Below are 20,343 nucleotides of genomic sequence, written 5' to 3'. Positions count from 1 at the left end.
GCCTAGGTGGACGGTGTCGGCACGGACCAGAGCCGATCGTCGGAGGGCGTCGTCCGGGCAGTAGTTGATCATGTCGTTCCGGTTGATTGACCCCTGTCAGCAGCGCCGTTAGGTTTCTGGACCATCGTCCGGGCGCCGCCGACCAGCGGCCGGCCCCCGGGCTGCCGATAATGGAGGTTCAATGTCGACCCCGAAAAGATGGCACGTCGTGGCTGCCGCCACGGCGCTGCTGGTCACGGGCACACCCGCCGTCGTGGCCAGTGCCGGCCCGTCGGCCGAGGTCAACCGCAACGACCGATCGCGCGACGTGTGGGCGGGCACCTGGGCCGCCGCGGTCACCCGGGGCAACTCGGTCGGGCTGACCAACACCGGGCTGAACAACCAGAGTGTCCGGATGGTCGTGCACACCACCGTCGGTGGTGACCGGCTGCGCATCCGGCTCAGCAACATCTTCGGTGAGCAGGCCGTCAAGCTCGGTCGGGCCACCGTCGCCAAGCCGAACACCAGCACCCCGAACGACCTGTCCGACGTCGACACCGGGACGCTGCGGGAGCTGACCTTCGGCGGCTCCGCCACCGCCACCATGAACCGCGGCGGGGAACTGCTCAGCGACCCGGTCGACCTGCCCGTCGGCGAGCAGCAGGACCTGGTGGTGACCCTGCACTTCCCGACCTCGACCGGGCCGGTCACCTTCCACGGCCAGTCGCGGCAGACCACGTACATCGGGGCCACCGACCTGACCGGCGCGGCCGGCGGGGCGGGCTTCACCATCCGCCCGGACTGCTGCTGGTTCTTCCTCTCCGGCGTGGACGTCGAGCGGCGCAAGAGCCCGGGCGCGGTGGTGGTCCTCGGCGACTCGATCGGCGACGGCAACGCGAGCACGGTCAACGCCAACAAGCGCTGGCCGGACTTCCTCGCCGACCGGCTGATCGACACCCGCTCCGAGGTCCGCACGCCGGGCGTGCTCAACGCCAGCCTCGCCGGCAACCGGCTCAACCACGAGGGCACCGAGCCCGGCGCGGGTGGCTTCCCCGGCTACCACGAGCTGGGACCGAACGCGGTGGCCCGACTCAACGAGGACGTCTTCGCCCAGACCGGCGTGCGGACCGTCGTCACCCACCTGGGCATCAACGACATCTGGATGTCGGGCGACTCCGCCGAGAGCATCATCGCCAGCCTGCGGCAGATCAACCAGCAGGTGAAGCAGCGTGGGCTGACCAGCCTGGTCGCGACGCTGACCCCGTACGAGGGGCACGGCGCCGTGGGCGTCTGGACGCCGGAGAAGGAGGCGACCCGGCAGGCGGTCAACGCGTACCTGCGCGGCAGCACCGAGTTCGACGGGGTGCTCGACTTCGACCAGGTGCTCCGTGACCCGGCACAGCCGAGCCGGCTGCTGCCCGCGTACGACTCGGGGGACCACATCCACCCGAACGACCTGGGCAACAAGGCCATGGCCGACGCCGTCAACCTGCGGCTGCTCGACCTGTAACAGCGCGTCGGAAGCGGCGGGGAGATCCCCCGCCGCTTCCTGCCGTCATTCCTGGGGAGGAAGCACCGCACGTGGACGTCCACCAGATCCTGACCGGCCTCTACAGCGAAGAGGGCCGCCAGGACCCGTACCCGTACTACGCCGCCCTGCACGAGTTGGGGCCGGTGGCCCCGGTGCCCGACCGGGGCGAGCACCGCTCGGTGACCGCCGTCGCGGTCGGCTACGACGCCGTCGCCCGGATCCTGCGCGACCCCGAGTTTTTCAAGCAGCCGCCACCGAACTGGCGGGACCACGAGGTGCTGCGGACGCTCCAGACCTCGATGATGTTCGTCAACCCGCCGGACCACACCCGGATGCGGCAGGTCTTCGCGAAGGCGTTCACCCCGCGTCGCCTCGGCGCGCTGGAACCGGTGGTGGCGCGGGTCGTCGACACGCTGCTGGACCGGATGGCCGAGGCCGGGGCGGGCGGCACGGAGGTGGACTTCGTCGCCGAGTTCGCCCACCCGGTGCCCGCCCTGGTGATGGCGGAGTTCATCGGCATCCCGGCGCGGGACCTGGCGTGGTACCGGGACCGGGTGGAGTCCATCGACGCGTTCCTCGACGTGGCCGGGAAGACCCCGGAACGGCTGGCCGCCGCGAACAGCGCCGCCGCCGAGCTGCGCGAGTTCTACCGTGACCTGATCGCCCACCGGCGGGGCACCCCGGCCGAGGACCTGATCAGCGGGCTGGTCGGGGCGGTCGACGCCGGCGACGTCGGGCTCACCGAGGACGAGCTGATCAGCAACCTGGTCGTCCTCTTCAACGCCAGCTTTGTCACCACGGTCTACATGCTCAGCAACGGGCTGCCGATCCTGCTGGACCACCCCGACACGGTCGCCGCGCTGCCCGGTGACGACACCCTGGCGGCCGGCTGCGTCGACGAGATCCTGCGGATGCAGAACCCGGTGCACTTCCTGGCCCGCGCCGCGCCGCGCGACCTCGACCTGGACGGCGTCCCGGTCGCCCGGGACGAGAACGTCCTGCTGCTGCTCGCCGGGGCGAACCGGGACCCGGCGCGTTTCCCCGACCCGGACCGCTTCGACCCGCGCCGGACCGGGCCGGCGTCGCTCGCCTTCGGCCTCGGCCTGCACTTCTGTCTCGGTGCCGCGGTGTCCCGGCTGGAGGGGCGGCTCGCGCTGCCCCGGCTGCTCGCCCGGTTCCCCCGGATGGCCGTCACCGAGGAGCCCACCTACAGCGGCAGCCTCTTCCTGCGCGGCATCGACAAGCTGCTCGTCACCACCGGCGGTTAGGAGACCGACATGCCACTGGACCCGCAGGTCCTGGCGTACCGCGCCCGCCGGGCGGCGGCCGGTACGCCCCAGCTCTACACCCAGACCCTCGCCGAGGCCCGCGCCGCCGACCTGGCCGCGATCCGGGCCGGCGGCGGCGACGCCGAGCCGGTGCACGAGGTACGCGACCGGACCGTCCCCGGCCCGGCCGGGGACCTGCCGATCCGGATCTACCGTCCGGCCGGCGACGGGCCGCTGCCCACCCTGGTCTACTTCTTCGGCGGCGGCTGGACCCTCGGCAGCATCGACACCGCCGACGGCATCTGCCGTCGACTGGCCAACGCGGTGCCCTGTCAGGTGATCACCGTCGGCTACCGGCTCGCCCCGGAGAACAGGTTCCCGGCGGCGGTGCTGGACTGCCACGCCGCCACCGCCTGGATCGCCGCGCACGCCGACGAGCTGGGCGTCGACCCGGCCCGGCTGGCCGTCGGCGGGGACAGCGCCGGTGGGAACCTCGCCGCGGCGGTCACCCTGCTGGCCCGCCGGGACGGCGTGCCGGCGCTCGCCGGGCAGCTGCTGGTCTACCCGAACACCCTGTACCGGGGCGAGACCGACTCGATGTGTGAGTCGGAGGACCCGTACCTGTTCAACCGGACCTCGGTCGACTGGTACTGGGGGCACTACCTGGCCGACCCGGCGGACGGGCGGAACCCGCTCGCCTCGCCGCTGCTCGCCGAGGACCTCGGCGGCCTGCCTCCGGCGCTGGTGATCACCGCCGAGTACGACCCGCTGCGCGACGAGGGGGAGCGGTACGCCGAACGGCTCCGCGAGGCCGGCGTGCCGACCGAGTTGGCCCGCTACGCCGGCATGATCCACGGGTTCTTCGCCATGTCCGGCGTCCTCGACGGGGGGCGGCATGCCCTCGACCGGGCGGCCGGCTGGCTGCGGGCCCGCCTGCACGCTCCGGCGGCCGGAGCGGGCTCCGGCCCGGACCGGGGGCCGGCGGGCGCGAGGCGGGCCGATGGCTGAGTCCGTCGTGACCCCCGCCGGCGCGTCGGTCGGACCCGGGACCACCACCGGGGAGCAGCCGGTCTGCCTGGCCGACTTCGCGGCGGCGGCCCGCGCCGTGCTGCCCGCCGACGTGTGGGACTTCGTCTCCGGGGGTAGCGGCGCGGAGACCACCCTCGCCGCCAACCGGGCGGCCCTGGACCGGGTCGCCGTGCTGCCCCGGGTGCTGCGCGGGTCCGGTGCCCCTCGACTGGACGCCGTCCTCGCCGGTCGGCCGGCGGCGCTGCCGGTGGCGGTCGCGCCGATGGCGTACCAGAAGCTGGTGCACCCGGACGGGGAGCTGGCCCTCGCGGCGGCGGCCCGGGGGGCCGGTGTGCCCTACGTGGCCAGCACCCTGGGCAGCTGCCCGATCGAGGAGGTCGCCGCGACCGGCGCGGACGTCTGGTTCCAGCTGTACTGGCTGCGGGACCGGGGTCTGGTCGTCGACCTGCTGGCCCGGGCCGAGGAGGCCGGCTGCACGGCGCTGATGGTGACCGTCGACGTGCCGGTGCTCGGCCGCCGCCTGCGCGACCTGCGCAACGCGTTCCGCCTGCCCGCCGAGGTGGTGGCCGCGAACCTGCCCGGCGGCCGGAACGACCTCGCCCACCAGGGCACCCCCGGGGTGTCGGCGGTGGCAGCGCACACCGACGCGGTGTTCGCTCCCGCCCTGACCTGGTCGGACCTGGAGTGGCTGCGGTCGGAGACCCGGCTGCCGTTGCTGGTGAAGGGCATCCTCGACCCCCGTGACGCCGCCCTCGCCACCTCCGTCGGCGCGGACGCGGTGGTGGTCTCCAACCACGGTGGCCGGCAGCTCGACGGGGCGCCGGCCGCCGTCACCATGCTGCCCGAGGTCCTCGCGGCCGTCGACGGTCGCGGTGAGGTGCTGCTGGACAGCGGGGTGCGCGGCGGGACCGACGTGCTGCGCGCCCTGGCGCTCGGCGCGAGCGGCGTGCTGGTCGGCCGGCCGATGCTCTGGGCGTTGGCGGCGGGCGGGCGCTCCGGCGCGGAACGTGCCCTGTCGTTGCTGGCCGAGGAGCTGCGCGACGCGCTGGTCCTGGCCGGCTGCGCCGACCCGGCCGAGGCCCGGGAGCTGCGCGCGTTGACCGGGGGGCACCGATGAGCGCGCCGGTGGAGATCGACGTCGCCGCGCTGCACCCGGCGGTCGACGATCCCGCGCTGAACTCGATGAACTTCCTCAACGAGGTGGCCCAGCGGTACCCGGACGCGGTCAGCCTGGCCGCCGGACGGCCGTACGAGGAGTTCTTCGACGCCGACGACCTGCCCCGCCACCTGGACCGGTTCCGCCGGTACCTGACCGACGAGCTCGGCCAGGACGAGGCGGGTGTCCGGCGCACCCTGTTCCAGTACGGCCGCACCAAGGGCATCCTGCACGAGCTGATCGCCCGCAACCTGGCCGTGGACGAGGGCGTCACGGTCGACCCGGAGGCGGTGGTGGTGACCGTCGGCTGCCAGGAGGCGATGTTCCTGGTGCTGCGGGCGCTGCGCGCCGATCCCCGGGACGTCCTGCTCGCGGTCGCGCCCACCTACGTCGGGCTCACCGGGGCGGCCCGGCTGCTGGACTTCCCGGTCCGGCCGGTCCGGGGCGGGCCGGACGGCATCGACCTGGCCGACCTGCGGAGCCGACTGGACCAGGCCCGGGCCGCCGGGGAGCGTCCCCGGGCCTGCTACGTGATGCCGGACTTCGCCAACCCGTCCGGGGTGAGCATCAGCCTCGCCGACCGCCGCCGGCTGCTCGACCTGGCCGAGGCGGAGGACCTGCTGCTGATCGAGGACAACCCGTACGGCCTCTTCCCGGCCGACGGCACGGCCCGGCTGCCCACCCTGAAGGCGCTCGACGAGCGGGGCCGGGTGGTCTACCTCGGCTCGTTCGCCAAGACCGTGCTGCCCGGCGCGCGGGTCGGTTACGTCGTGGCCGACCAGCGGGTCCGGGGCGCGGACGGGACCGTCGGGCTGCTCGCCGACCAGCTCGCCAAGATCAAGAGCATGGTCACCGTGAACACCTCGCCCATCGCCCAGGCCGTGGTCGGCGGCCGGCTGCTGGCGCACGGGTGCAGCCTGGCCCGGGCCAACGGGCGGGAACGGGCGGTCTACGCCGGTAACCTGCGGCACCTCGTCGCCGGCCTGGCCCGGCGCTTCCCGCCGCCGTCCCCGGTGCGGTGGACCGTCCCGGCCGGCGGCTTCTTCGCGGTGGTGACCGTCCCGTTCCCGGTCGACGACGCGTTGCTGGCCCGGTCCGCGCAGGAGTACGGCGTGCTCTGGACGCCGATGGCCCACTTCTACGACGACACCGCTCCGGTCGAGGCCCTGCGGCTGTCGGTCAGCGCGGTCACCGGTGCGCAGATCGACCTCGGTCTGGACCGGTTGGCCGCCCTGCTCGCCGACGAACTCGACCGGCGTGCGGTCACCTGACGCGTCCGCCGCGACACGCACCGCCTCGCCACGACACGCTCCGGTGTGGACGGCGATAATGGAACGATGGTCGCCTGGGAGTACGCACTACTGGTCCGCCGCTACCAAGGGCAGGGGCGCAGTTTCGAGGTCACGTTCACCTGGTACGGCCCGGACGGTTCACGCCGGGACGTCACCCCGTACGGCGACACCGCCATCGCCCACCTGAACCGGGTCGGCCGGGAGGGGTGGGAACTGGTCTCCGCGGCCGAGGACGTCAACAACGTCCAGGGCAGCACCGAGGTGCACCGCTACCACCTCAAGCGGCCGATGCCGATCTGACCCCGGTCGGGGTGGCGCCGGGCCCCGGCGCCACCCCGACCGGCCGGTCGTCAGCCCAGGTCGACGGTGGGGTAGAGCGGGAAACCGGCGACCAGGTCGCTGGCCTGCTTGGCGATCCGCTCGGAGACCGTCGGGTCGAGGACGTACTTCGCCTTCGACGGCGTGCCGTCGGCGTTCGCCCCCGGGCGGGTCTGGCTGAGCACGGTGTGGATCAGGTCGGCGGTCTCGTCCATCTGGTCGGTGCCGAGGCCCCGCGTGGTCAGCGCCGGGGTGCCGATCCGGATGCCGGAGGTGTACCACGCCCCGTTCGGGTCCTGCGGGACGGCGTTGCGGTTGGTCACGATGCCGGAGTCCAGCAGGGCCTGCTCGGCCTGCCGGCCGGTCAGCCCGTAGCCGGTCACGTCGATGAGCACCAGGTGGTTGTCGGTGCCCCCGGTGACCAGGGTGGCCCCGCGCCGCAGCAGCCCCTCGGCGAGGGCGTGGGCGTTGGCGACAATGCGCTGCGCGTAGTCGGCGAAGTCGGGGCGGCGGGCCTCGGCCAGGGCGACCGCCTTGGCGGCCATCACGTGCGGCAGCGGGCCGCCGAGCACCATCGGGCAGCCCCGGTCCACCTGGTCGGCCAGCTCCGGGCCGCAGAGCACCATGCCGCCACGCGGTCCGCGCAGCGACTTGTGGGTGGTGGTGGTGACGATGTGCGCGTGCGGCACCGGGTCGAAGTCGCCGGTGAAGACCTTGCCGGCGACCAGCCCGGCGAAGTGCGCCATGTCCACCATGAAGGTGGCGCCCACCTCGTCGGCGATCTCCCGCAGGATCCGGAAGTTGACCTTCCGGGGGTACGCGGAGTAACCGCCGACCAGGATCAGCGGCTTGAACTCCCGGGCCGCCTCGGCGACCTTGTCGTAGTCGACCAGCCCGGTGGTCGGGTCGGTGCCGTAGCTGCGCTGGTCGAACATCTTGCCGGAGATGTTCGGCCGGAAGCCGTGGGTGAGGTGACCGCCGGCGTCCAGTGACATGCCGAGCATCCGCTGGTTGCCCAGCTCACGGCGGAGCGCGAACCAGTCGGCCTCGGTCAGGTCGTTGACGTGCCGGGCCTGCGCCCGCTTCAGCGCCGGGGCCTCGACCCGGTCGGCCAGGATCGCCCAGAAGGCGACCAGGTTGGCGTCGATGCCCGAGTGCGGCTGCACGTACGCGTGCGCGGCCCCGAACAGCTCTCGGGCGTGCTCGGCGGCGAGCGCCTCGACGGTGTCGACGTTCTGGCAGCCGGCGTAGAACCGGCGGCCCACGGTGCCCTCGGCGTACTTGTCGCTGAACCAGTTGCCCATCGCCAGGAGGGTGGCCGGGGAGGCGTAGTTCTCGCTGGCGATGAGCTTCAGCGACTCCCGCTGGTCGGCCAGCTCGGCGCCGATGGCGTCGGCGACCCGGGGCTCGACGGCGCGGATCGCCTCAAGGGCGCTGCGGAAAGCGGTGGACTCGGCGTTCGGCGACGACGGCATGCGACCTCCAGTACGGTGCGGAAGGCCCAGGCGCTCGGCGTGCGTCCTCATGACGGGGCCGCTTCCCGATGGTGCTCCATCCCCACGCGCCAGTCACGGCCCACCGGCGATCCTACCGGGTCGGGCGGCCGGCCTCCGGCGAGGCTCCGCCCGGGCTGGAGCGGGGCGCGAGCGCGCCGCCGCCGGGGCCGTGCGCGGGGACGCTGGCCCGGCGGCGGTGTCCGTAAGATCGTCGTCATGGTGGGGGAGGGCGGCGGCAGCCTGGTCGCGATCAGTGATCTGCACGTCGGATACGCGGACAACCGCCGGATCGTCGACGAGCTGCGGCCGGAGTCGCCGGAGGACTGGCTTCTCGTCGCCGGGGACGTCGGCGAGACGGTGTCGCACATCGAGTGGGCGCTCGGCCAGTTGCGCGAGCGGTTCGCCAGGGTGGTCTGGGTGCCCGGCAACCACGAGCTCTGGACGCCGGCCACCGATCCGGTGACGTTGCGGGGCGAGGAGCGCTACCGGCACGTGGTCGACCTGTGCCGCCGGCTCGACGTGGTCACCCCGGAGGACCCGTACGAGATCTGGCGCGGTCCGGAGGGGCCGGTGCGGATCGTGCCGCTCTTCCTCGGGTACGACTACACCTTCCTCCCCGACGGCATGGACCGGGAGGAGGCGCTGGCCGAGGCGCACCGTACCGGGATCGTCTGCACCGACGAGTACCTGCTCCACCCCGACCCGCACCCGAGCCGGCAGGCGTGGTGCGCGGCGCGGCTGGCGCAGACCCGGGCCCGCCTCGACGCGCTCGACGAGATGCCGACCGTGCTGGTCAACCACTATCCGTTGGTGCGGGAGCCGACCCGGATCCTGCGGTTCCCGATCTTCGCCCAGTGGTGCGGCACGACCGCCACCGCCGACTGGCACCTGCGCTACCGGGCCGCCGTGGTCGTCTACGGTCACCTGCACATCCCCCGCACCAGCGTGTACGACGGGGTGCGGTTCGAGGAGGTCTCGGTGGGCTATCCGCGCGAGTGGAAGCGCCGGCCGAACCCACCACGGCTGCGGCGGATCCTGCCGACGCCGCCCGGTGAGCTACCGGAGTGGCCGGCGATTCAGCCGCTCCGGTAGCCGGGCCGTCCGGGGTCGGGCTCAGGCGGTCACCGCGTCGAGCGCCTTCTTCAGCGCCTTCGGCGCGGTCGGGGTGCGCGGCGCGTCCGGGCGCAGCGCGAGCATCCGCTCACCGATCTCCTGCAACTGCTTGCGGCCGAGCGCCTCCCGCACCTTGGGGAACCACTCCTGCTCCTCCTCGACGTGGTGCGTCACGTTCTCGATCAGCACCGTCGTCTTGGCCACGAAGCGTTCGTCGTCGGCGTCCATGCTGGCCAGCTCGACGCAGAGCACGTCGGCGACGTGGTGTTCCTCGTACGACTCGAGGATGTCGTCCTCCAGGTCGGGCAGGAGCCGGCGGATCTCCGGGTACATCACCTCGTTCTCGAGGTAGGTGTGTACGGTCAGCGCCTCCAGGATCTGGTTCACCAGCTCCTGCCGCCGCTTCGGCGGACCGTCCTGGGCGTCCTGGAACTCCCGGAACAGGCGGCGCATCTCCTTGTGGTCCTCTTTGAGCAGCACGATCGCGTCGGTGGACACCGTTGACCTCCTCGGGTGGGCTGGTGATCGCCCTGCTACCCCCGGTCGGGCCGGGCAAAACAGACCTCACCCGGACGGGTGAGGGGCCCGGCGCGCGCGCCGGGCCCCTCACCGTGGTGGGCGTGCCGTGGTTACCGGACGGCCTCGTGGGCGTCGACCATGCCCGCGCCGTAGAAGCCGTTGCGGGCCCCGCCGGAGCAGGTGGCGTCGTAGGCGTCACCCAGCAGCGGCACCGGGTTGTACACCCCGGCCGGGCAGGACACCGGGTCGGCGGTGCGCTCCAGGAACGCCGCCAGCTGACCCGGGTTCATTCCCGGGTGGGCCGAGGCGGCCAGGGCGGCCACGCCGGTCGCGTGCGGGCCCGACATCGAGGTGCCCTGCTTGTAACCCCAGCCGTTGGTCCGGGTCACCACGTTGAACGTGGTGGACAGGATCGCGTCGGAGGTGGTGGAGCGGGCGCCCTGGGTGCGGAAGCGGGTGTCGCCGCCGGGCGCGGTCACGTCGACCACACCCTGCCCGTACGAGCTGTAGTAGCTCTTCGCCCCGGTCGGGCCGACCGCCGAGACGGTCACCACGCCCGGCGCCTCGCCCGGCAGGACGAGGCAGGCGCTGTTGACCTCCCGCACCTCGGGCGTGCCGTTGTTCGGGCTGCCCGTGTCGACGTTCTTGTGCGCCAGGTCGTAGTTGGAGTTGCCGGCGGACGCCACGTGCAGCACGCCCTTGCCCTGCGAGTACCGGATGGCCCGCTGCACGGCCTGCCACACCGGACGCTGCCGGGCGTCGTTGCGGCAGTTCAGCTCCCACGGGTCGATGTAGTAGCTGTTGTTGGTCAGCTGCATGCCGTGCTCGGCGGCCCAGAGGAAGCCGCAGACCGCCGCCTCGGGGAAGATGTAGCCGTCGTCGTTGACGACCTTGACGGCCGCCACCTTGACGCCCGGGGCGACGCCGGTGACGCCCACCCCGTTGATCGCGGCGGCGATGGTCCCGGCCACGTGCGTGCCGTGGTCGGAGGTGGTCGGGTTCCAGGACGCCTCGGTGGTGTCCGGGACGCCGCCGATGCAGCTCGCGCTCTTGTCCTTGGCGATCTGGCTGGCCAGGTCCGGGTGGCTGCTGGAGATGCCGCTGTCCAGCACCCCGACCACGACGTTCGGGCTGCCGGTGGTGACCGCGTGTGCCTGCGGCAGGTTGATCATCGGCATGTCCCACTGCTGGCCGAAGAGCGGCTCGCCGGTCGGGTCGGCGCTGGTCGAGGTGAGATCGGTCAGCTCCACCGTCTCGCCCTCGTCCAGCGCGGTGCCCAGTCCGGCGGTGGAGGCAACCGAGTCGACCCCGGCGCCGGCGACCTGCCGGGCGAAGTCGGGGTTGGTCGAGCGGACCACCAGCACGCCGATCTGGTCGTACGTGGCGACCACGGTGCCCTGCGCGGCCTTCGCGCGGGCCACCGCCCGGTCCGTCGACGCGCCCTGCGGCGCGAGCACCAGGAACGTCGTCTCCGGACCGGCTGCGGACGCCGGAGCCAGCCCACCGGTGACGGCGAGGCCGACACCGAGCGCCACGGTCGAGGCCGCGGCAAGTGTCTTGCGACGGATGAACTTCACACACACTCCCAGGGGGCTGTTCCCGCCGGTCGCGGATCCGTTCGGGGCACGCGTCCGGCGGGGGCGGGCGAGGTGCCCGCCCTCGGTTGACCAGCGTAGGGAGCGGGTGTGGCGTTACACACATCCGTTCGGTCAGACGCGACCTGTCAGACGGTGGCCAACACCTGGGGTATCTCGTCGAGCAGTTCGCGGGCCAGGAAGCCGATCCGACCGTAGCGGGGAACCAGCCGCTGTCCGCTGACCGCGTGCGCGAACGCCGCCCAGCAGGCGGCCTGCTCGGGGTCGGCGCCCCGGGACAGCAGTCCGGCCAGCAGCCCCGCCCGGACGTCGCCACTGCCGGAGGTGCCCAGACCCGCGTCGCCGCTCTCCTCCCGCCACCGCCGGCCGTCCGGGCTGGCCACGTGCCCGTACAGCGACACCACCGCCCGGTAGCGTTCGGCCAGCTCGGTGGCCTCGGCGTCGAGGTCGTCGCCGGGGTCGCGGCCCAGCAGGTGACGAGCCTCGGTGAGGTTCGGGGTGAGCACCGCGGTCCGGTCCGTCCTGGTGAGCAGGTCCGGTTCGTGGCTGAGCGCGCCCAGGGCGTACGCGTCGAGCACCAGGGCCGTCCGGGGCCCCGCCGTGTCGAGCACCCGGTGCAGCACGGCCCGGGTCTCGTCGATGTCGTGCAGCCCGGGCCCGACGGTGACCACGTCGGCCTCGGCGACCAGCTCGTCCAGCCGCTCGGCGCGGCCTCCGGCGACCGCGCCGTCGCGGGTCTCCGGCAGCCCCACCACCAGTGCCTCCGGCACCTGGATGCTCAGTGCCGCCGCGGTGGACTCGGCGGCGGCCAGTTGCAGCACCCCGGCTCCGGCCCGCAGGGCCGCCACCCCGGCCAGCAGCACCGCCCCGGGGGTTACCCGGGAGCCACCGACCACCAGGACCGTGCCCCGGGTCTCCTTGCCGCCGGTCGGCACGGGCAGCGCCCAGTTCCGCAGCAGCGCCGGCGTGATCACCTTCGGCTCAGACCGGTTCGGCATCGACGCCCTCCTCCCGGGTCGGTTCGGTGCCCTGCTCCCGCAGGTGCGTGACGTCGTTGAAGACGGTCAGCCCGAGCCCGCCGTCCGGGCCGCGCCGCCACCCGGTGACCGAGCAGTTGCCCAGCCGGTGCCGCCGGGTCAGCTCGACCAGCTCCGGCTCGGAGATCGGCTCCAGCAGGTAGCGGAGCAGGAAGACCAGCGCCTCGTGGCCGAAGAGGACCACCCGCCGGTCGGCGTGGTCGCGGCGCAGGTCGCCGAGGAGGGCGCGCAGCCGCAGCGCCACGTCGGCCCAGGACTCGCCGCCGGGCGGACGGTAGTAGAACTTGCCCAGCCGGGCCCGGCGCTCCGCCTCCTCGGGGAACCGGCTGGCCACCCCGTGCGAGGTGAGCAGGTCGAGCACGCCCAGCTCCCGGTCGCGCAGGCGCTCGTCCCGGTGCACCGGCACGTCGAGTCCGGCCAGGGCCAGCTCGGCGGTCTGCGCGGCCCGCCGGTACGGCGAGACCACGACGACGTCGGGGCGCTCGCCGTCGGGCCGGGCGGCCAGCCAGCGTCCGGTGGCCTCGGCCTGCTCCCGCCCGGTGGCCGACAGCGGCACGTCCGCGTCCCGTTCGGTGATGTCGACCAGGTCGGCTCCGGACGCCTCGGCCCGGCTCGCCGCGACGTTCCCGGTGCTCTCCCCGTGCCTGATGATCCACAGCCGTTCCAGCTCCGCCATGCGCCCATCCCTACCCGGCGGTCCGGTTCCGGTAACCGGGCGGTGTCCGTGGCCGGCGCGGGGCGGCTCAGGTGGCGGTCGGCGGGACGCGTGAACGGTGGGCCGGCGGGTAAGCGCGGGCCGACCGTTAACGGCGAACCAGGGGAGGTGCACCGTGGCGACCATGGTCAGGGAACCGATGAGCCCGGTCAAGGACAAGAACTACGACCTGATCCACGCGCTCCAGCTCTCGCTCGAACACATCTGGCGGATGGAGAACTACATCGCCGACGCCGAGGAGCGGGGCGACAAGGAGCTCGCCTCCTGGTTCCGCAAGATCCAGGAGAACAACCGCAAGGCGGGCGAACAGGGCAAACAGCTGCTCATGCAGCGGATTCAGCAGGAAAAGGGGTAACACCCGGGCGGGCGGCGCGGGTCGGGCGATCCCCGGCCCGCGCCGCCGCGGCGAGCACGCCGCCGGTGAACTTCCCGGCCACGCGCGGCTTCACGCAGCTCACGCGTCGGTGGGGTGGAACCGGAGATCGACTCTGGCCTTCGCTTGATCAGTCAACTAACGTGAACGAACTTCCCGGCGGGAGGTAGCAGTTGGCAGCAGGAGTCGAGGGGGCACGTTGCCGCACGGTCATTCGTTCCACGAATCGGCCCCTGATCAGGTACGGACAACCGCAGAGACCCAGCCCCTGCCGGACTGGTCCGGTCCCCTGCCGTTGTCGACCGCCGTCGGCGCCGGGCCGGGCCAGGCCGAGGTCCCGCCGAACCTGATCCCGGCCGACTGCGCCCGGATCACCCCGAACATGCTGCCGCTGGTCGACCTGAGCCAGCGGGAGATCGACGCGGTCGTCGCCACGGTCCCCGGCGGGGCGCCGAACGTCCAGGACATCTATCCCCTGGCCCCGATGCAGCAAGGGATCCTGTTCCACCACCTGATGGCCCGCGACGGTGACCCGTACCTGGTCACCAGCCTGATCGGCTTCGCCGACCGGGACCGGCTCGACCGCTACCGGGCCGCGCTGGAGGCCGTGATCGCCCGGCACGACATCCTGCGCACCGGGATCGTCTGGCAGGGCGTCAACGAGCCGGTTCAGGTGGTGTGGCGGCGGGTGCCCCTGCTGGTGGAGGAGGTCACGCTCGACCCGGCGGGCGGCGACCCGGGCCGGCAGCTGCGCGAACACTTCGATCGGCGGTACGGCCGCCTGCCCCTGGACCATGCCCCCCTGCTGCTGCTGGTCGCCCGCGACCCGCGCGACGGCAGGTGGCTGGCCCTGGAGCTGATCCACCACATCATCGACGACACCTCGCTCAAGCAGCTCAACGCCGAGATCCAGGCCCACCTGGCCGGTCAGGCCGACCGGTTGCCGCCACCGCTGCCGTTCCGCGACTTCGTCGCCCGGATCCGGCGCGGCGTCGACCGGGCGGCGCAGGAGGCGTTCTTCCGCGGGATGCTCGCCGACGTCGACGCACCGACCGCGCCCTTCGGCCTGCTCGACATCCACGGCGACGGCCGCGCCATGCGCGATGCCCGGGTACGCGTCGACGCCGGCCTGTCGCGGCGGCTGCGCGACCGGGCGCAGGCCCTCCAGGTCAGCGTGACCAGCCTCTTCCACGCCGCCTGGGCGCAGGTGCTGGCCCGGACCAGCGGCCGCCGGGACGTGGTGTTCGGCACCGTGCTGTCCGGCCGGACGCCGGGCGGCGTCGGCAGCGACCGGATGCTCGGGCCGTTCATCAACACCCTCCCGGTGCGGGTCACCCTCGGCGAAACCGGCGCCGCGGACGCCGTGCGGCGCACCCACGAGACGCTGACCGAGCTGATCCGGCACGAGAACACGCCGCTGGCGCTGGCCCAGTCGTGCAGCGGGGTGGCGCCGCCCGCGCCGCTGTTCACCGCCCTGCTGAACTACCGGCACGCCGCGGTGCCGGCCGAGCCCGAGACCACGGCGACGGTCGGCGCGGACGACCTGACCTACCTGGCCGCCGACGCGCGCGGCAACTACCCCCTCGCCCTGGACGTCGACGACCTGGGCGACGACTTCGTCCTGACGGTCGCCGCCACGGCCGAGATTCCGGCCGACCGCGTCTGCGCGATGGTCGAGCGGGCGCTGGAGACCCTGGCCGAGGCGCTGGAGCGGGCACCGGGCGCGGCGGCGGGCCGGCTCGACGTCCTGCCGCCCGCCGAGCGGCGCCGGCTGCTGGCGGACGGCAACGATTCGACTGTGGCGTACCCGCCGGGGCGGTGCGTGCACCACCTCGTCGAGGCCCAGGCGGCGCGGGAGCCGTACGCGGTGGCGCTCGTCCTCGACAACGAAGAGCTGACGTACGGCGAGTTGAACGCGCGGGCCAACCGGCTGGCGCACCACCTGCGCGACCGTGGCGTCGGCCCCGACCGGGTGGTCGCGATCTGCGTCGAGCGCTCGCTGGACACGGTGGTGGCCCTGCTCGCGGTCCTCAAGGCCGGCGGCGCGTACCTGCCGTTGGACCCGGCCTACCCGGTCGACCGGCTCGCCCACATGCTGGCCGACAGCGCGCCCGTCGCGGCGCTGACCCACGGCCCGGCCCGCGACCGGCTACGCGCCGCGCTGGCCGGGACCGACACCCCCGTCGTCGACCTCGACCTCGACGCGGCGGCCTGGGCGGACCTGCCGGCGACCGGCCCGGTCGTCGCCGACCTGGCCCCGCACCACCTGGCGTACGTGATCTACACGTCCGGCACCTCCGGCGCCGCCAACGGGGTACTGGTGGAGCACCGGCAGTTGGTGGCGGTCGCCGCCGCCTGGGAGCGCCTGTTCGACCTGCGCCCCGGCCTGACGCACCTGCAGATGGCCAGCTTCTCCTTCGACGTGTTCACCGCCGACGTGGTGCGCGCGCTGGGCTTCGGCGGGCGGCTCGTGCTCTGCCCGCGCCCGCTGCTGCTGGACAGCCCGGGCCTGCACGCGCTGCTGCGCCAGCACGACGTGGACTTCGCCGACTTCGTGCCGGCGGTGCTCAACCCGCTGATGGCGTACCTGGACGCCGTCGGCGGAACCCTCGCCGGCCTGGAGACGGTGGTCTGCGGCTCCGACGCGTGGACGGCGGCGAACGCCGTCCAGCTGCGGACGCTGTGCGGCCCGCGGGTGCGGATCGTCAACGCGTACGGCGTGACCGAGGCCGCCATCGACAGCACCTGCCACCTGCTCCCCGCCGATGCGGCCGACGTGGTGCGCCTGCCGATCGGCCGGCCGCTGCCCAACGTGCGGGTCTACCTGCTCGATGCGGCCGGCGAGCCGGTGCCGGTCGGGGTGGTCGGCGAGATCTGGATCGGCGGCGCGGGCGTGGCGCGCGGCTACCTGAACCGGCCCGAACTGACCGCACAGCGCTTCACCGCCAGCCCGTTCGTGCCGGGTGACCGGCTCTACCGGACCGGCGACCTGGGCCGCCGGCTGCCGGACGGGCAGGTCGAGTTCCTCGGCCGGGACGACTTCCAGGTGAAGATCCGCGGCTTCCGGGTGGAACTCGGCGAGATCGAGGCCCGGCTGGCCGCCTGCCCGGGCGTCCGCGAGGCCGTCGTCGTCGCCCGGCCCGACACCAGCGGCCACCAGCGGCTCATCGCCTACCACCTGGCCGCCGCCGGGCAGCCGCCGACCGCCGCCGCGCTGCGCGACCGGCTCGCCGCCGAGCTGCCCGAGTACATGGTGCCCGCGGCGTTCGTCCACCTCGCCGCGTGGCCGCTGACGCCCAACGGCAAGCTCGACCGGGCGGCCCTGCCGGCGCCGGACGGGGAGGCGTTCGGCCAGCGCGGCTACGCCGAACCGGTGGGCCTGTTGGAGACGATGGTCGCCGGAATCTGGGCGGAGGTGCTGGGCGTCGAGCGGGTCGGCCGCCACGACGACTTCTTCGCCCTGGGCGGCCACTCGCTGCTCGCCATGCGCCTGGTGTCGAAAATCCGGCAGGCGCTGGGCTGGGAGATGTCGCCGGCGGCGGTCTTCGCGGCGCCGGTGCTGTCCACGTTCGTCGCTCGGCTGACGCCGGACGGCCGGGACGTGCTGCCGCCGATCCGCCCGGTCGACCGCGCCGGGGCGCTGGAGCTGTCGTTCGCGCAGCAGCGGTTGTGGTTCCTGGAACGCCTGGGCAGGGTCAGCTTGGCCTACCACCTGCCACTGACCCTCCAACTGGACGGCTGGCTCGACCGCGACGCCCTCACCTCCGCCCTGGACGCCCTCGTCGCCCGCCACGAAGCCCTCCGTACCCGCTTCGTCACCAACGGCGCCGACGCCCACCAACACATCGACCCACCCGATGTCGGCCTCACCCTCCACACCGACGACCTCACCGGCCACACCGACGCCGGCAGCCGTCTGGCCCAGATCCAGGACGAAGAAGCCGCCACCCCGTTCGACCTCACCACCGGCCCCCTCATCAGCGGCCGACTCGTCGCCCTCGCCCCCGACCGACACATCCTCCTGCTCACGATGCACCACATCGCCGCCGACGGCTGGTCGATGGGCGTCCTCACCCGCGACCTCAGCACCCTCTACACCGCATTCCACCAACGCCAGCCCAACCCACTGCCACCCCTGGCCGTCCACTACGCCGACTACGCCACCTGGCAACGCCAATGGCTCACCGACACCACCCTCACCCGCCAGAAAACCTACTGGCGCCACACCCTCACCGACGCCCCCATACTCCTGGAACTACCCACCGACCGGCCCCGACCCGCCGAACAGGACCACCACGGCGCCCTCCTGCCCGTCGACCTCGACACCGACCTCACCGCCGCCCTGCACACCCTCACCCACCACAGCGGCGGCACCCTGTTCATGACCCTCCTCACCGGCTGGGCCATCGTCCTGTCCCGCCTCGCCGCGCAGCACGACCTCGTCATCGGCACCCCCACCGCCAACCGACGCCGCACCGAACTCGAAGACCTCATCGGCTTCTTCGTCAACACCCTCGCCCTCCGCATCAACCTCGACGGCGACCCCACCGTCACCCAACTACTCCACCGCGTCCGCGACCTGTCACTGACCGCCCTCGAACACCAGGACCTGCCCTTCGAACAGGTCGTCGAAATCGTCAACCCCACCCGCGACCTCGCCCACGCGCCCCTGTTCCAGGTCATGTTCGCCTGGCAGAACAACGAGGAAACCGACCTCGACCTGCCGGGCATCGACGTCACCACCCTGCCCACCCCCCACCCCAGCGCCATGTTCGACCTCAACCTCTCCCTCACCGAACACGACGGCCGGATCACCGGCACCCTCGAATACGCCACCGCCCTGTTCGACCCCACCACCGCCCACCAACACACCCGCTACCTCCACCACGTCCTCACCCAGATGGCGGAGCATCCCGACCGGCCCATCAGCGAACTGTCCCTGATGGACGCGCGGCAGCGGCAGCGGCTGGTGCGCCACCGCTCCACGTCGCCGGTGACGCAGGGCGTCCGGGCGCGCTTCGAGGAGCGGGCGGCGGCCAACCCCGAGGCGATCGCGGTGACGTTCGAGGGACGGTCGCTGCGCTACGGCGACCTGAACACCCGCGCCAACCAACTCGCACACCACCTACGCGACCTCGGCGTCGGCCCCGACTCGCTGGTCGCGATCTGCCTGCGCCGGTCGCCGGACCTGATCGTCGCGCTGCTGGCCATCCTCAAGGCGGGCGGCGCGTACCTGCCCCTCGATCCGGGTTACCCCGCCCCGCGGCTCGCGTACATGCTGGACGACAGCGCCCCGGTCCTCCTGCTCACCGGCGCCGACACCGCGACCGTCACCGAGGTCGCCGGCGCGCCGCCTGCCGTCAACCTCGCCACGGACAGCGAACGCTGGGCCGGACAGCCCACCGACGACCCCAGCCCGGTCGCCGGGCCCGACCACCTCGCGTACGTCCTCTACACCTCCGGCTCCACGGGCCGGCCGAAGGGCGTGGCCCAGACCTGGCGTTGCCTCGACAACCTGATCGACTGGCAGCTCCGGTACGCCGCGCCCGGCAGCCCGGCGCCGGAGCGGGTGCTGCAGTTCGCCTCGATCAGCTTCGACATGTCCGCAACCGAGATCTGGAGCACCCTGTGCCAGGGCGGCACGCTGGTGCTGATCGACGAGGAACGCGCCAGGGACGTTGGCGGGCTGCGCCGCCTCATCGCCGAACAGGGCGTACGGCGCGCGTTCCTGCCGACGGCGGTGCTGCACCAGACGGCGGGCCTGACCACGGACGAACCCCCGCCCGCGTCCGGCTGCGAGATCGTCACCTCCGGCGAGGCGCTGCGGATCGACGACGGCGTCCGCGCCCTGCTCGTGGGCCTCGGCGGCGGATACCTCTACAACCACTACGGCCCGACCGAGACGCACGTGGTCAGCCAGTACGCACTGGCCACCGCCGACGCGGCCAGCTGGCCGGCGCTGCCGCCGATCGGCCGGCCGATCGCCAACGCGCGGTTCTACGTGCTCGACGACCGGCTCGACCCGGTGCCGGACGGGGTGCTGGGCGAGCTGTGGATCGGCGGCAGCGGTCTGGCTCGGGGCTACCTGCACCGGCCCGCGCTGACGGCGGAACGGTTCCGCCCCGACCCGTACGCGGGGCCGGGCGAGCGGATGTACCGCAGCGGCGACCTGGTCCGCCGCCGGGCCGACGGCGTGATCGACTTTGTCGGCCGCGCCGACGACCAGGTCAAGGTACGCGGCTTCCGGGTCGAGCCGGGCGAGATCGAGAGCGCCCTGCGGGACGTCCCCGGCGTACGCGAGGCGGCCGTCATGTTGCGCGAGGACTCGCCCGGCGACCCGCACCTGGTCGGCTACCTGGCCGGCGACGCCACCGCCGAGGCGGCCCGCGACCACCTGCGGCTGCGGCTGCCCCAGCACATGGTGCCGACCCGCTGGACGGTGCTGGACCGGCTGCCGCTGACCGCCAACGGCAAGCTCGACCGCCGCGCCCTGCCGGCGCCGGACCAGGCGGACGACGCCGCCTACGTCGCGCCGCGCGACGGGCGGGAGGCCGAGCTGGCCGCCATCTGGGCGGAGGTGCTGCGCCGTGACCGCGTCGGGGCATACGACAACTTCTTCGACCTCGGCGGGCACTCGCTGCTGGCCTCGCGGCTCGTTCACGCCGTCAACCAGCGCATGTCGGCGCAGCTGTCGCTGCGTACCTTGTTCCGCAAGCCGGTCCTGGCCGACCTGGCGGCCGAGCTGGCGCGGCACGACGCCCCGGCCGCCGTGGCCTTCGCGCCGCTCACCCCCGATCCCGCCGCCCGCCACGAGCCGTTCCCGCTCACCGACATCTAGGTAGGTTCGTCGGATCCTGCAGATCCATCTCAGGCTGAGGGTGAGGGGTCGGCGAGTAGCTGCTATGCGTTGCCGGCCAAGCGG

Annotated in this window: 14 protein-coding genes and 1 riboswitch; of the genes, 9 read left to right on the top strand and 5 right to left on the bottom strand. The window is 73.3% G+C overall.

The window, feature by feature from the left end:
* Positions 1-208: 208 nt before the first annotated feature.
* The 6 genes from GA0070618_RS27520 to GA0070618_RS27495 all read left to right on the top strand — a co-directional run bounded on the left by GA0070618_RS27520 (position 209) and on the right by GA0070618_RS27495 (position 6,555).
* Positions 209-1,489, top strand: a complete 1,281-nt coding sequence (locus tag GA0070618_RS27520; RefSeq protein ID WP_172900341.1) for an SGNH/GDSL hydrolase family protein — start codon at positions 209-211, stop codon at positions 1,487-1,489.
* Between the two features lie 71 nt (positions 1,490-1,560).
* On the top strand, positions 1,561-2,778 hold the full coding sequence (locus GA0070618_RS27515; protein WP_088984211.1) for a cytochrome P450: 1,218 nt from the start codon (positions 1,561-1,563) through the stop codon (positions 2,776-2,778).
* A 9-nt stretch (positions 2,779-2,787) separates the two neighbouring features.
* On the top strand, positions 2,788-3,786 hold the full coding sequence (locus GA0070618_RS27510; protein ID WP_088984210.1) for an alpha/beta hydrolase: 999 nt from the start codon (positions 2,788-2,790) through the stop codon (positions 3,784-3,786).
* Positions 3,779-4,924, top strand: a complete 1,146-nt coding sequence (locus GA0070618_RS27505; RefSeq protein WP_088985884.1) for an alpha-hydroxy acid oxidase — start codon at positions 3,779-3,781, stop codon at positions 4,922-4,924. The genes GA0070618_RS27510 and GA0070618_RS27505 overlap by 8 nt, the downstream gene beginning before the upstream one ends.
* Positions 4,867-6,234: an aminotransferase-like domain-containing protein gene (locus GA0070618_RS27500; RefSeq protein WP_414467615.1), complete on the top strand. Its 1,368-nt coding sequence runs from the start codon at positions 4,867-4,869 to the stop codon at positions 6,232-6,234. Before GA0070618_RS27505 ends, GA0070618_RS27500 begins: the two co-directional genes overlap by 58 nt.
* Positions 6,235-6,300: 66 nt before the next feature.
* Entirely contained in the window at positions 6,301-6,555 is a 255-nt protein-coding gene (locus GA0070618_RS27495) for a hypothetical protein (protein ID WP_088984208.1), read from the top strand.
* Between the two features lie 50 nt (positions 6,556-6,605).
* Here GA0070618_RS27495 and GA0070618_RS27490 read toward each other — a convergent pair whose 3' ends face one another.
* Positions 6,606-8,048 carry a glycine hydroxymethyltransferase gene (locus GA0070618_RS27490; protein ID WP_088984207.1) on the bottom strand — a complete coding sequence of 481 codons (1,443 nt, stop codon included), beginning with the start codon at positions 8,046-8,048 and terminating at the stop codon, positions 6,606-6,608.
* 17 nt (positions 8,049-8,065) lie between these two features.
* Positions 8,066-8,155: riboswitch (ZMP/ZTP riboswitch) on the bottom strand.
* Between the two features lie 130 nt (positions 8,156-8,285).
* Between GA0070618_RS27490 and GA0070618_RS27485 the strand changes: the two genes are divergently transcribed.
* Positions 8,286-9,161 carry a metallophosphoesterase family protein gene (locus tag GA0070618_RS27485; protein ID WP_088984206.1) on the top strand — a complete coding sequence of 292 codons (876 nt, stop codon included), beginning with the start codon at positions 8,286-8,288 and terminating at the stop codon, positions 9,159-9,161.
* 21 nt (positions 9,162-9,182) lie between these two features.
* Here the strand turns inward: GA0070618_RS27485 and GA0070618_RS27480 are convergent, their stop codons facing one another.
* The 4 genes from GA0070618_RS27480 to GA0070618_RS27465 form a co-directional block, all read right to left on the bottom strand.
* On the bottom strand, positions 9,183-9,680 hold the full coding sequence (locus GA0070618_RS27480) for a hemerythrin domain-containing protein (RefSeq protein WP_088984205.1): 498 nt from the start codon (positions 9,678-9,680) through the stop codon (positions 9,183-9,185).
* 131 nt (positions 9,681-9,811) lie between these two features.
* Positions 9,812-11,278 (bottom strand): S8 family peptidase, encoded by a 1,467-nt coding sequence (locus GA0070618_RS27475; protein ID WP_088985883.1) that lies wholly within the window; start codon positions 11,276-11,278, stop codon positions 9,812-9,814.
* A 146-nt stretch (positions 11,279-11,424) separates the two neighbouring features.
* Positions 11,425-12,294: an NAD(P)H-hydrate dehydratase gene (locus GA0070618_RS27470; RefSeq protein ID WP_088984204.1), complete on the bottom strand. Its 870-nt coding sequence runs from the start codon at positions 12,292-12,294 to the stop codon at positions 11,425-11,427.
* On the bottom strand, positions 12,278-13,009 hold the full coding sequence (locus GA0070618_RS27465; protein ID WP_088984203.1) for a histidine phosphatase family protein: 732 nt from the start codon (positions 13,007-13,009) through the stop codon (positions 12,278-12,280). Before GA0070618_RS27465 ends, GA0070618_RS27470 begins: the two co-directional genes overlap by 17 nt.
* 163 nt (positions 13,010-13,172) lie before the next feature.
* Here GA0070618_RS27465 and GA0070618_RS27460 point away from each other — a divergent pair, with 163 nt between their 5' ends.
* Positions 13,173-13,403 carry a hypothetical protein gene (locus tag GA0070618_RS27460; protein WP_088985882.1) on the top strand — a complete coding sequence of 77 codons (231 nt, stop codon included), beginning with the start codon at positions 13,173-13,175 and terminating at the stop codon, positions 13,401-13,403.
* Positions 13,404-13,716: 313 nt separating this feature from the next.
* Positions 13,717-20,259: a non-ribosomal peptide synthetase gene (locus GA0070618_RS27455; protein WP_088984202.1), complete on the top strand. Its 6,543-nt coding sequence runs from the start codon at positions 13,717-13,719 to the stop codon at positions 20,257-20,259.
* The last annotated feature ends 84 nt before the right edge of the window (positions 20,260-20,343 follow it).

The organism is Micromonospora echinospora, assembly GCF_900091495.1.
Lineage (GTDB): Bacteria > Actinomycetota > Actinomycetes > Mycobacteriales > Micromonosporaceae > Micromonospora > Micromonospora echinospora.
This window is presented reverse-complemented; position numbering and strand designations above follow the sequence as displayed.